Raw genomic sequence first — 12,715 nt, forward strand, 5'->3', positions numbered from 1 at the left:
CTGTGTGGCGTGGTCGCCGGCCCGCGTGCCGACTGTGAACCGGTTCGACTCCACCGCGATCCTCCCGCTCTGGACGACCAGGCACCGCGACGCCATACCGCTGCATTTCCAACGGAAATCCGCCAGGCCCTCTTGCGAGCACCGCCGAACCTGTGGTTAGGTTCGAACCGGTTCACAACCCGAACCGGTTCACACGGACGCAAGGAGGCGCAGTGGTCACCATCGGCGATGTGGCACGGGTCGCGGGGGTCTCCCGCAGCACGGTGTCGTACGCGCTGTCCGGCAAGCGCGCCATCTCCGACCAGGCGCGCCGGCGCGTGGAGGACGCTGTCCGCGAGCTCGGCTACACGCCGAACGCGGGCGCCCGGGCGCTGGCGACGTCGCAGACCATGGTGATCGGCCTGCTCGCCCGCTTCCTCGAGGACGAGTTCGCGCCCGCGATGCTGCAGTACATGCTGGGCGTCTCGAACACGGCCCGGGAGCTGGGCTACGACATCCTCCTGTCGACCGAGGAGGACGGCGCGCGCGCTCTGCGACGCATGAGCGACTCCCGGATGGTCGACGGCGTCGTCCTGCTCAACGTCGCCCACGAGGACGACCGCCTCCCCGTGCTGCGGGCCGCGCCTCAGCCGGGCGCGCTGGTCGGCCTGCCGGGCGACTGCACCGGGGTCGACGTCTTCGACCTCGACTTCGAGGAGGCCGGCCGGCTCATGGTCGACCACCTGTTCCGGCTCGGGCACCGGGAGCTGATCCTCGTGTCCCAGCCGGAGCACGTCGTCGAACGTGGCGGCGCCTACGTGTGGCGCCTGCAGAACGCCGCGCAGGAGGCGGCGCGGGCGCGCGGCGTCACCCTGCACGCGACGTTCGGCTCGTCCCGGCAGCCCGAGATCGGCCGCGACCTGGCCGCGGTCCTCGACGCGCACCCGGGTGCCACCGGGCTGATCCTCAACAACGAGGCCGCCGCGGCCGCGCTGCCCAGCCTGCTGCACGAGCGCGGGCTGTCCGCTCCGCGCGACCTGTCGGTGCTCGGGCGGTACTCGGAGGAGTTCGCCAGCACGTTCTCCCTGCACTACTCGGCCGTCGAGAGCGCGCCGGACCGGCTCGGCCGCATGGCCGTGCGCCAGCTCGTGCGCCGCATCGAGGGCGAGATCGCCCCCGACGACCCGTACGTCGTCCGCTTCGTCTCACCCGAGCTCGTCGACCGGGGCAGCACCGGCGCGCCGCCGGCGCGGGCACCCGGCTGACCCGGAGAGCTTTCCCCGTGAGCACGTCGAGAAGCTCGTGCCCGATTCGTGTTAACGCTCACACCTACTGCGCACCTGCACAACCCGGACCGCCCCACCGGTCCATGTTCAAGGAGGAACACCCATGTACCACCCGAAGCGCGGCATCGCCCGCCCGCTCACGGCCGGCCTCGCCACCCTCGCCGTCGCCGGCGGCCTCGCGGCCTGCTCGGCCGGCGGCGACACCTCCGGCGGTGACGCCGCCGGCGACACCTACACCTGGTGGGACCCCTACCCGCAGCACGAGGAGGGCTCCGACTGGGCCGGGCGCGTCCAGGCCTGCGGCGAGGAGGCCGGGGTCACGATCGAGCGCACCGCCTACGACACGACCGCCCTCACGAACCAGGCCCTGCTCGCGGCCCAGGAGGGCACCTCGCCCGACGTGATCCTGCTGGACAACCCCGCCGTCTCCACCCTGGCGGACACCGGCATGCTCACGACCGTCTCCGAGCTCGGCCTCGACACGTCCGCCATCGACGAGAACCTGCTGGCCGCGGGCGTCGTCGACGGCGAGGCGTACGGCATCCCGATCGGCGCCAACACGCTGTCGCTCTACTACAACGCCGAGATCCTCGACGACGCCGGCGTCGACCCGGCCTCGATCACGGACTGGGAGTCCCTCACCGCCGCGCTCGGCGAGGTGACCGACGCCGGGCACAAGGGCATCACCTTCGCCGGCATCGGCACCGAGGAGGGCTCCTTCCAGTTCCTGCCCTGGTTCTGGGGCGCGGGCGCCGACCTGCGCGACCTCGACTCCCCCGAGGCGGTCGAGGCGCTCGAGCTCTGGAAGGGCTGGCTCGACGACGGCTACGCGCCCGACTCGGTCATCAACAACTCGCAGAACACCGTGTGGGAGGAGTTCCTCACCGGCGACTTCGCGTTCGCGGAGAACGGCACGTGGCAGGTGAACAGCGCCGCCGAGGCGGACTTCGAGACCGGGCTCGTCCAGCTCCCCGCCCGCGACGGCGGCGTCGCGCCCGCCCCGACCGGCGGCGAGTTCATCATCGCCCCGGTCCAGGACGACGCCGACCGCTACGAGGTGACGCGCCAGATCGTCGAGTGCATGACCACGCCGGAGGGCCTGGTCGAGACCGCGAACACGTTCGCGTACTACATCCCGCCGACCGCCGAGGGTCAGGAGGCCCTGCTGGAGGAGAACCCGGACCTCGAGCCGTGGGTCGAGGCGGTGCGCAACGCGAAGGGCCGTACCAGCGACGACCTGGGCACCGACTACCCGAAGATCAGCGAGGCCCTCTGGACCGCCGTCCAGAACGCCCTGTCCGGCGTCGAGACGCCCGCCGACGCGCTCGCCAAGGCCCAGGCGGACGCCGAGGCCGCGACGAGCTGAGCGCACCGGCCCGCCGGACGCACGGATCCGCATCAGCGATCCGTGCGTCCGGCCCGCCGACGAGCCGACCGAACGCAACCGAGCGAGGAATCCCGTGATGACCACCACCGAGGCCCCGGCCCCGGCCGCGGCGGACGCACCCCCGGGCCGGCGGACGCGGCGCCGACGCGGACCGACTGCCCCTCAGTGGGCCGCCGTCGGTTTCGCCGCACCGCTGCTCGTGTACCTGACGCTCTTCTACGCCTACCCGCTGTGGCGGAACGTCGACCTGAGCGTGCACGACTACACGATCCGCGCGTTCGTGCAGGGCGACGCCGAGTTCGTCGGGTTCGACAAGTACGTCGAGGTGTTCACCTCGTCGACGTTCCCGACGGCCCTGTGGAACACCGCCGTCTTCACGTTCGCCTCGATCCTGTTCCAGTACGCGATCGGGCTGGCGCTCGCGGTGTTCTTCCGGTCGGGGTTCCGGCTGTCGCCGCTCCTGCGGGCGATGTTCCTGGTGCCGTGGCTGCTGCCGCTCATCGTCTCGGCGTCCACCTGGGCGTGGATGCTCAGCAGCGAGAACGGCATCGTCAACTCCGTGCTCGGCGCGTTCGGCGTGCCGCAGATCAACTGGCTGACGTCGCCCGGCACGGCCCTGCTCGCGGTCACCATCGCGAACATCTGGCTCGGCATCCCGTTCAACCTGGTCATCCTGCACTCGGGTCTGCAGAGCATCCCGGGTGAGGTCTACGAGGCGGCGTCGCTCGACGGCGCGGGCCCGTGGCGGCAGTTCTGGAGCGTCACGTTCCCCCTGCTGCGCCCGGTCTCGGCGATCACGCTGCTGCTCGGGCTGATCTACACGCTCAAGGTCGTGGACGTCATCTGGGTGATGACCACGGGCGGGCCGGGCGACTCCTCGACCACGCTCGCCATCTGGTCCTACCGCGAGGCGTTCGGCACCGGGCAGCCGGACTTCTCCCCCGCGGCGGCCGTCGGCAACGTGCTGATCGTCATCGCCCTCGTGTTCGGGTTCCTGCATCTCCAGCTCCAGCGCCGTCAGGAGGAGTCATGAGCCGTCGATCGTCGCGCAACCCCTGGTGGAAGACCGCGCTGGGCGTGTTCTTCACGGCCGTCATGCTCTTCCCCGTCTACTGGATGTTCAACGTCTCCCTGACGCGCACCGCGGACCTGCGGGCCGACCCGCCGCACTGGTTCCCCTGGGCGCCCACCACGGAGGGCTACGAGGCGGTGCTCGCCCAGCAGCTCCCCGCGCTCGGGACGAGCCTGCTGGTGGGCCTCGGCTGCGTGGTGCTGACCGTCGCGATCGCCGCACCGGCCGGGTACGCCGTCGCGCAGCTGCGGCTGCCCGGGCGCGGCACGCTCAACTTCCTGCTCCTGGTGGCCCAGATGATCCCCGCCGTGGTGATGGCGATGGGCTTCTACGCGGTGTACGTGCGGCTCGGGCTGCTCAACACCGTGGGCGGGCTGATCGTGGCCGACTCGACGATCGCCGTCCCGTTCGGCGTGCTCCTGTACACGGCGTTCATGGCGGGCATCCCGCGCGAGCTGCTGCAGGCCGCGCGGGTCGACGGCGCGAACACCTGGCGCACGTTCGTCTCGGTGGTGCTGCCGCTGAGCCGCAACGCGACCCTCACGGTCTCGCTGTTCGCGTTCCTGTGGGCGTGGTCGGACTTCATCTTCGCCTCCACGCTCGACCGCAACGGCGACCTCGTCCCGATCACGCTCGGGATCTACCAGTACATCGGCAACAACACGACGCAGTGGAACGCGATCATGGCGACCGCCGTCGTCGCGTCCGTGCCGGCGGCGGTCCTGCTCGTCGTCGCGCAGCGCTTCGTGACGGCGGGCGTGACCGCCGGCGCCGTCAAGGACTGAAAGGGCCAACGTGACCCATACCCAGGCGGCCTCCGCCGCACCCGCTCCCTCACCCGGGACCTCGCGCGACGGCGCCGCATCCGCGGGCGCCGTGGCCGACGACACCGGACGCCTCGCCCGCCCCGTCGCCCCGGCGACGTCCCGGCGCGGCGCGGGCCTCGGCGAGGTGCGGGTCGACGGCGGGTTCTGGACCAGCCTCCTGGAGGTCAACGCCGGCGCCACCCTGCGGCACTGCCGGGACTGGATGGAGCGGCTGGGCTGGATCGCGAACTTCGACCGCGTCGCCGCCGGGACCACCGCCGACGGCGAGCGTCCCGGCTGGCAGTTCTCCGACTCGGAGGTCTACAAGCTGCTGGAGGCCCTGGCCTGGGAGCACGGCCGCACGGGCGACGTCGGCGCGGACGCGGCGTTCGAGGAGCTCGCCGCCCGCGTCGTCGCCGCCCAGGACGACGACGGCTACCTCAACACCTGTTACGGCCACGCCGGGCAGCCTGGCCGGTACACCGACCTGTCCAGCGGCCACGAGCTGTACTGCACCGGCCACCTGCTCCAGGCCGCGGTGGCCCGGATCCGCACGACGACCGGCCCGTCCGCGACCGCCGACCCCCTCGTGACCGCGGCGATCCGCGCCGCCGACCACGTCTGCCGCGAGTTCGGCCCCGGCGCCCGCGAACAGATCTGCGGCCATCCCGAGATCGAGGTGGGCCTCGCCGAGCTCGGGCGCGCGCTCGGCGAGCCGCGGTACACCGCGCAGGCGACGCTCTTCGTGGAGCGCCGCGGTCACGGCACGCTCGCGCCGATCGCGCTGCTCGGCCCGCAGTACTTCCAGGACGACGTCCCGGTCCGCGACGCCGACGCCTGGCGCGGGCACGCCGTGCGCGCGCTCTACCTGGCGGCCGCCGCCGTCGACGTCGCGGTCGACACCGGCGACGACGAGCTGCTGGCCGCCGTCGAGCGCCAGTGGACCCGCTCCGTGGAGCGCCGCACCCATCTCACCGGCGGCATGGGCTCGCGCCACCAGGACGAGGGGTTCGGCGACGACTGGGAGCTGCCCGCCGACCGCGCCTACTGCGAGACCTGCGCCGGCATCGCGTCCGTCATGGTCTCCTGGCGCCTCCTCCTGGCCACCGACGACGTCCGCTACGCCGACCTCGTCGAGCGCACCCTCTACAACGTCGTCGCCACCTCCCCGCGCTCGGACGGCCGCGCCTTCTTCTACGCCAACCCGCTCCAGCAGCGCACGCCCGGCGGCGACCTCCTGCCCGACGAGGTCAACCCCCGCGCCGAGGGCGGCGTCCGCGCCCCCTGGTTCGACGTGTCCTGCTGCCCCACCAACGTCGCGCGCACACTCGCCTCGTGGCCCGCCTACACGGCGACGATCGACGGCGACGTCGTCACCCTCGCCCAGTACGCCCCCGGCGACCTCCGGATCGCCCTGGACGACGGCGGCGCCCTCGGCCTGCGGGTCACCACGCGCTACCCGCACCACGGCTACGTGCGCGCGGAGATCACCGAGGCCCCGGACCGGCCGGTCACGCTCCGCCTCCGCGTCCCGTCCTGGGCCGACGGCGCCACCGTCACCGCCCCGCGCGCCGCGGGCGCCGGCCACGGCGACCCGCACACCGTCCACCCCGGGTGGACCGAGGTGCGCCGCACGTTCACGCCGGGCGACGTCGTCGCCCTCGACCTGCCCACCGCGCCCCGGCTCACCTGGCCCGACCCGCGCGTGGACGCCCTGCGCGGCACCGTCGCCGTCGAGCGCGGCCCGCTCGTGCTCTGCGTCGAGTCGCACGACCTCCCGCCCGGCGCGGACCTCGCCGACCTGCGGCTGGACCCGTCGGTCCCGCCCGTGCCGCACGACGACGGCGCCCGGGTGCGCGCGCGTCTCGTACCGCCCCCGGCCACCCCCGCGGGCAGGCCACCCTTCACGAGCGCGCCGCCGGCCCCGCCGTCGGACACGACCGACGGTGGCACGACCGACAACGGCACGGCCGACGTCGTCCTCATCCCCTACCACCGCTGGGCCGAACGCGGGCCCGCGGCCATGCGGGTCTTCCTGCCGATCCGCTGAACGAACCACGCACCACGAGAAAAAGGGCTCGACGATGAGAACCATCTCGCACCGCTCCCCGCGGCGCACAGCCGCCGCACTCGCGGCGGCGCTGGCGCTCGCGGCGGGACTGACGGCCGGCGCCACCGCGGCGTCGGCGGACGACACGGAGGAGACAGTGCCCCACCTGCACTACACGATGGAGGGCGTCGGCGACGGGATCGTCCCCGACGTCTCCGGCAACGGCCTGGACGGCACGCTCGCGGGCGAGGCGTCCGTGATCGGCACCGACGACGGCGGCGCCGCCCTCGACCTGGCCGGCGGCCCCGGCGGCGGCCACGTGTCGATCCCGCGCGGCGCGCTGGAGGGCGCGACGGACCTGACGGTGTCGGCGCGGGTGCGCTGGGACGGCCAGGGCGGCGCGTGGCAGCGGGTCTTCGACCTCGGCTCGTCGACGGAGCGCTACGTGTTCAGCACGCCGTCGAACGGCGGGGGCGACCTGCGCACCGCCGTGACCACCCGCGGCGGAGGCGGTGAGGCCCAGGTCACCGGGTACGGACCGCTGCGGGCCGGTGAGTGGGCCACGCTCACCACCACGCTCGACACCGCGGCCGGCCGCCTCACGACCTACCTGAACGGCGTAGCGGTGGCGTCGGCGCCGACGGCGGTCACGGCGGGCGAGCTGCTCGACGCGGGTGCCGAGCGAGCCGGCTGGATCGGGAGGTCGTTCTACCCGGACCCGCTGCTCGACGGCGCGATCACCGACTTCCGGATCTACCGGAGCGCGCTGAGCGCCGACGAGGTCGCGGCGCTCGTGGGCGAGGTGCCCACCGCCGTCGGCCCCGTGGACGACACGTACGAGCTGCGGACCCTCGTGGGCGCCGCGCCCGACCTGCCCCAGGCGGTGCGCGCCGCGTTCTCCGACGGGTACGACCGGGACGTGCCGGTCGCGTGGGACGAGATCGACCCGGAGCGGTACGCGAAGCCCGGCACCTACACGGTGCAGGGCCGGGCGGCGGGGGCGACCGTCACGGCGGAGGTCACCGTCACGCGCGGCGAGCTGCGCGTGGACCTCGGCAGCGACACCGGCGCGTTCCACGGGGGCGCCTCGGGGACGCTGTACGGGCTGTACGGGCCGGGGGTGCCGTCGGACAACCTCATCGAGGGCATGAACCTGCGCACGGTGTCGACCAAGGCGCAGGACGGGCCGCAGCACCCGGGCGCCGACGCGCTGGAGGTGGTGCGGCCGCTGGCGGACGCGACCGACGGCGACGTCTACATCTACATGACGGACATCCACCGCGGCTTCCCGTACCAGTGGCCGGGTGAGACGCCGCAGGAGAAGATCGACACCTTCATCGGCAAGATGGCCGTCCAGGTGGACCAGGTGCTCAGCCTGCCGGAGGAGTACCAGGACAACGTCGTGTTCGTGCCGTTCAACGAGCCCGAGGGCAACATGTTCGGCACCGGCGAGTGGTCGTACGACCGCACGAGCTGGCTGAACGACCCGACGGACTACTTCGCGGCCTGGGACCGGGCGTACCGGACGATCACGGAGCGGATGCCGGACGCGCGCATCGCCGGGCCGAACACGAGCATCCTGTACCCGCAGGTCAAGGGCTTCCTGGAGCACGCCGTCGAGGCGGGGACCGTGCCGCAGGTCATCACGTGGCACGAGCTGTCGCACCCGCAGAAGATCCGCGACTCCGTGGCGGAGTACCGCTCCTGGGAGCGGGAGGTGTTCGCCGGCACCGCGTACGAGGGCACCGAGCTGCCGATCAACATCAACGAGTACGCGTTCAACTACCACACCTCGGTGCCCGGCCAGATGATCCAGTGGGTGTCGGCGATCGAGGACGCCAAGGTCGACGCGGACATCGCCTACTGGAACATCGACGGCAACCTGTCGGACTCCGCCGTCGAGGCGAACCGCGGCAACGGGCAGTGGTGGCTGCTCAACGCGTACGGGCAGATGACCGGCCACACCGTCGAGGTGACGCCGCCGTTCCCGGGCGAGAACTACACGCTGCAGGGCGTCGCCACGCTCGACGAGGAGCGGGCCGTGGCCCGCACGATCCTGGGCGGGGCCGACGGCCGCGCGCCCGTCGACCTGGTGAACGTGCCGCGGGACGTGTTCGGCGACGAGGTGCGCGCGTTCGTCCGGGAGATCCCGTGGACCGGGCAGCTCGGCGACTCGGCGCAGCCGCGGCACGTGGCCGAGCTGACGCTGCCCGTGTCGGACGACGGCACCGTGTCGGTCGAGTTCGACGGCGAGACGCTGCCCCTGCTGCGGGAGTCCTCGGCGTACGAGGTGGTCGTGACGCCCGCGGGCGCGGGCACGTCGTCGAGCGCGGCACCGACCCTGTGGGAGGGCAGCTACGAGGCCGAGGACGCCGCGCACACCGGCTCCGGGTACAGCAGGAACGGGCCCGAGGGGTCGCCGTCGGACGTCGGGAAGTTCTACACGTCCGGTGGCTTCGACGTGGGCGGCCTGCGCACCGGGTCCGACGTCGTCCTCGACTTCGAGGTCGACGTACCGGCCGACGGCACCTACGACCTGTCCGTCTTCGCGAACAGCCTGAACACGTACGACCTCGTGGCCGAGCAGGGACCGACCAACGTGTTCGTGCGGGTCGACGGCGCCGCCGAGCAGGAGCTGCACCTGCCGCTCGGGTACAAGTGGGTGGTCTGGGACCACGCGGACACGACGGTGGACCTCACCGCCGGCACCCACACGATCTCGCTGGCCGCGCGCAGCCTCGACGGCTCCCGCACGACCGTGGGTGACGCGATCGTCGACCGGATCACGCTGGCGCTGCCCAACCCGGACGCGGCGACGTCCGTGTACGAGGCGGAGCTCGCGAACCACGACGGCCGGGCGATCTACGACGCGCGCGCGATCGAGCGCGCGGCGGACCGGGCCGGGAGGCCGGGGCGGCACGGGTCCGGCGGCGCCGGATCGGTGTCCGGGTCCGGAGCGGTCGAACTCGGCGCGGGTGAGACGGCGACGTTCTGGGTGTACAGCGCGGTCGACGGCGAGGCGGCGCTCGGCGTCGACGTGCTCGGCGGCAAGGGCGCGGTGGCCGTGAACGGCCGGCAGGTGCTGTCCCTGGCCCGGACGCACGACGCCGCCGTGCACCTGCGCGGCGGCGTCAACAAGATCACGGTCACCGGCGCGGCACGCGGCCTCGTCCTCGACCGGATCACGGTGGCTCCCGGCGCGGGCCTGCTCGACGTCGTCGAGCACCAGGCGGAGGATGCCACGCTCGCCGGGTCGGTCGCGGTCGAGGAGCGTTCGCTGGCCGGCGGCGGGGCCGCCGTGGCGGGGATCGGCGGCGCGCCCGGCAACGGGAACACGCTCCGGTTCGACGTCACCGTGCCCGAGGACGGGACGTACGCGATGGTCGTCCGCTACTCCAACCCGGAGCAGTCGGAGGCGTCGCACTACAACCCGGACCCGCTCGCCCGCCGGGCGGACATCTCGGTCAACTCCGGGCCGGTCCAGCAGGTGCTGTTCCCGCACACGTTCCACGCGAACGCGTTCGCGGAGCTGACCATCGAGGTGGAGCTCGTGGCGGGCGAGAACACGGTGGTGTTCGCGTCGTCGGAGGCGCCGAACTTCGACGGCGAGACCTACGCGAGCGACACGTGGCCGGGCATCCTGCTGCGCTCGTCCCAGGCGCCGATCGTGGACACGATCCGGGTGTCCCCGCTGAGCCGGCCGGTCCCGCCGGCAGGCGGGCGCGGATAAGAATCGCTAAGGCTCCGCCCTGGGGCCGGGTGAATCCTCACCCGGCCCCCGGTCGGGCTGAGCCGGGTTCAGTAGGTTTTCGGATCCATTCAAGAGGGCTCGTGGGTCTGCGCGGCCCTGCTGAACAGCTCGCCAACAGCGCCGGCGGCACCTCAGGTGGCTGCGCCTCAGGCACTCAGGCGGAAGATGGGGAAGACGCGTCCCTCGGCCGTCTTCTCGTACTCGGCGAAGCCGCTCGAGAACGCCTTGAACCGTTCCCACATCGCGTCGCGCTCCTCGCCGGTCAGCTCGGAGACCTTGGCCGCCACGGTCTCGACGGGCTCGCCGGGGATCTCGATGTCGACCGGCTCGGCGGCCTCCTGGGCGCGGCGCAGGCCGTAGACCCACGCCGGGTGCTTGGGCGAGCCGCCCGCCGAGCCCACGACGTGCCACGCGCCGTCCTCCGGGATCGCCGCGAGCGGCGCGATGCGCTCGCCGCCCTCCTTCTTCGGCACGTGCACGAGCACGAGCGCCCTGCCGAAGCGGATCGGCTCGTTGACCTCGCCGCCGTTGGCACGGAAGGTGTCGATGATCTGCTGGTTGAAGTCCATGCCCGGGCAACGCGGCACGCACCCTGCAACATTCCGACCGGAACATCGCGGTCGTGGCATCCGGGCCGTGGCATCCGAACCATGGCATCCCGGGCCGCGGTCGCGGGAGGAGCTGCCCCAGGGACCGGACGGTCTACGCTGCTGAGCATGGACGTCGCCATCGCCGGAGGCCACGGGTTCATCGGGTCGGCGCTGATCGAGGACCTGGTCGACCGCGGACATCACGTGCGGCGACTCGTTCGCCGCGAATCCGTCGCCGGGCGCTCGCTGCCCGACGACGGCCCGGGCGCGGTCGCGGCCGACAGCTCGCACCCAGGCGCCGACCGTCCTCCGGACGGCGGCACAGGCGGCGCTCCCGCCCTCGGCGCCCCGGTCGACGCCGACGCGCGCGGCGCTGAGACCGTCCCAGCCCGCGGCACCGTGCGCGACGTCGTCTGGGACCCGCGGACCGGCGACCTCGACCCCGCCGCGCTGGAAGGGACCGACGCCGTCGTGAACCTCGCCGGGGCCGGCGTCGGCGACCGGCGCTGGACCGCGGCGTACCGGGCGACGATCCGGGCGTCGCGCACGTCGACCAGCGGCCTGATCGCGCGCACGATCGCGGCGCTCGACTCCCGCCCCGCGCTGGTGCAGGCCTCCGCCGTCGGCTGCTACGGCGACCGTGGCGACGAGGCCCTCACCGAGCGGTCGGGCCCCGGGCACGACTTCCTCGCCGGCGTGGTCCGCGACTGGGAGGCCGCCGCCACCCCCGCCGCCGACGCCGGCGCGCGCGTGGTGCTGCTGCGCAGCGGGATCGTGCTGGCCCCGCGCGGCGGCGCGCTCGGCCGGCTCCTCCCCCTTGTCCGCCTGGGTCTCGGCGGCCCGCTCGGCGGCGGCCGCCAGTGGTGGCCGTGGATCACGCTCCCGGACGAGCTCGCCGTCGTCCGCCGCGCGATCGGGGCCGACGACGGCGGCCCGGCGCTGAGCGGTCCCGTGAACGCCGTCGCGCCCGGACTCGTGACGAACGCCGGCCTGACCCGCGCGCTCGCGGCCGCGCTGCACCGCCCCGCCGTCGTCCCCGCTCCGGCCTTCGCGCTCCGGGCCGCCCTGGGCGGCTTCGCCGACGAGCTGCTCGCGTCCCGCCGACTCATCCCGGCGGCCCTCCAGGCCGCGGGCTTCACGTGGCGCCACGCCACCCCGGAGGCGGCGGCCTCCTGGATCGCCTCGGAGTTCAGACGGTCCTGACGTCATACTTCGGGATATGCCGGTCCACGGTCATGAGGGCCACATCCTCGACCTGGGCCTGTGCGACAAGCATCCGGTCGAACGGATCCCTGTGGACCCATGGCAGGTCTCGTAACCGATCGGCATGCTCGGCGGCGAATTCCAGTTCCAAGAATCCCTGGTCGCGTAGCGCGGGCACGATCTCGAACTCGAGTTCGAGCTTGCCGATCGACTGTTTGAGCGCGATCTCCGCGATGCTGATCGACGAGAAGGCAACCAGATCCGCCGGGTTCCCGAGAACTTCGCTGTGCCGTTCCGACAGGCGCTTGGGGTCGAGGAACCACCACAGCAGAATGTGTGTGTCCGCGAGTACTCTCATTCGCCGTACCAGTCGGCGAGCTCGGCATCGGTCATCTCGTCGAAGTCGTCCGCGATCCACCCCTTGCCCTCGAAGGCACCCGGCTTGCGCTCGGCCCGCTGCGGGGCGAGCGGCACGACACGCGCGACCGGCTTGCCGTGCCGTGTCAGCACGGTTTCGGTGCCCTCCTCCGCCAGCGCGACGACGCGCGAGAGGTGGGTCTTGGCCTCGTAGATCGTCATGGCGCGCATGGG

At 73.0% G+C, this 12,715-nt stretch carries 10 protein-coding genes; 7 read left to right on the forward strand and 3 right to left on the reverse strand.

Features of this window, described 5'->3' with window-relative positions:
- The first annotated feature begins 212 nt into the window (after nucleotides 1–212).
- From IIE03_RS08630 to IIE03_RS08655, 6 genes are all read left to right on the forward strand, one after another.
- Complete coding sequence (locus tag IIE03_RS08630; RefSeq protein ID WP_192862342.1) at nucleotides 213–1,244, forward strand: LacI family DNA-binding transcriptional regulator; 1,032 nt, start codon at nucleotides 213–215, stop codon at nucleotides 1,242–1,244.
- Between the two features lie 124 nt (nucleotides 1,245–1,368).
- On the forward strand, nucleotides 1,369–2,631 hold the full coding sequence (locus IIE03_RS08635) for a sugar ABC transporter substrate-binding protein (protein ID WP_192862343.1): 1,263 nt from the start codon (nucleotides 1,369–1,371) through the stop codon (nucleotides 2,629–2,631).
- A gap of 97 nt (nucleotides 2,632–2,728) precedes the next feature.
- A complete protein-coding gene (locus IIE03_RS08640) occupies nucleotides 2,729–3,685 on the forward strand; it encodes a carbohydrate ABC transporter permease (RefSeq protein ID WP_192862344.1) in 957 nt (318 codons plus the stop codon).
- Nucleotides 3,682–4,509 (forward strand): carbohydrate ABC transporter permease, encoded by an 828-nt coding sequence (locus IIE03_RS08645; protein ID WP_192862345.1) that lies wholly within the window; start codon nucleotides 3,682–3,684, stop codon nucleotides 4,507–4,509. The genes IIE03_RS08640 and IIE03_RS08645 overlap by 4 nt, the downstream gene beginning before the upstream one ends.
- Before the next feature lie 10 nt (nucleotides 4,510–4,519).
- Nucleotides 4,520–6,580: a glycoside hydrolase family 127 protein gene (locus tag IIE03_RS08650; RefSeq protein ID WP_318842880.1), complete on the forward strand. Its 2,061-nt coding sequence runs from the start codon at nucleotides 4,520–4,522 to the stop codon at nucleotides 6,578–6,580.
- 34 nt (nucleotides 6,581–6,614) lie between these two features.
- Nucleotides 6,615–10,310 carry a LamG-like jellyroll fold domain-containing protein gene (locus IIE03_RS08655; RefSeq protein WP_192862346.1) on the forward strand — a complete coding sequence of 1,232 codons (3,696 nt, stop codon included), beginning with the start codon at nucleotides 6,615–6,617 and terminating at the stop codon, nucleotides 10,308–10,310.
- A gap of 167 nt (nucleotides 10,311–10,477) precedes the next feature.
- On the opposite strand, the gene IIE03_RS08660 is transcribed toward IIE03_RS08655, so the two are convergent.
- Entirely contained in the window at nucleotides 10,478–10,900 is a 423-nt protein-coding gene (locus IIE03_RS08660; RefSeq protein ID WP_192862347.1) for a nitroreductase/quinone reductase family protein, read from the reverse strand.
- A gap of 147 nt (nucleotides 10,901–11,047) precedes the next feature.
- Here IIE03_RS08660 and IIE03_RS08665 point away from each other — a divergent pair, with 147 nt between their 5' ends.
- Nucleotides 11,048–12,124 carry a TIGR01777 family oxidoreductase gene (locus IIE03_RS08665; protein ID WP_192862348.1) on the forward strand — a complete coding sequence of 359 codons (1,077 nt, stop codon included), beginning with the start codon at nucleotides 11,048–11,050 and terminating at the stop codon, nucleotides 12,122–12,124.
- Here the strand turns inward: IIE03_RS08665 and IIE03_RS08670 are convergent.
- Nucleotides 12,111–12,482 carry a type II toxin-antitoxin system VapC family toxin gene (locus IIE03_RS08670; protein ID WP_192862349.1) on the reverse strand — a complete coding sequence of 124 codons (372 nt, stop codon included), beginning with the start codon at nucleotides 12,480–12,482 and terminating at the stop codon, nucleotides 12,111–12,113. The two genes, IIE03_RS08665 and IIE03_RS08670, sit on opposite strands and share 14 nt — an antisense overlap.
- Entirely contained in the window at nucleotides 12,479–12,712 is a 234-nt protein-coding gene (locus IIE03_RS08675; RefSeq protein ID WP_225997468.1) for a type II toxin-antitoxin system Phd/YefM family antitoxin, read from the reverse strand. Before IIE03_RS08675 ends, IIE03_RS08670 begins: the two co-directional genes overlap by 4 nt.
- Nucleotides 12,713–12,715: the final 3 nt, after the last annotated feature.

This window comes from Myceligenerans pegani (assembly GCF_014892515.1).
In the GTDB taxonomy this organism is placed as follows: domain Bacteria; phylum Actinomycetota; class Actinomycetes; order Actinomycetales; family Cellulomonadaceae; genus Myceligenerans; species Myceligenerans pegani.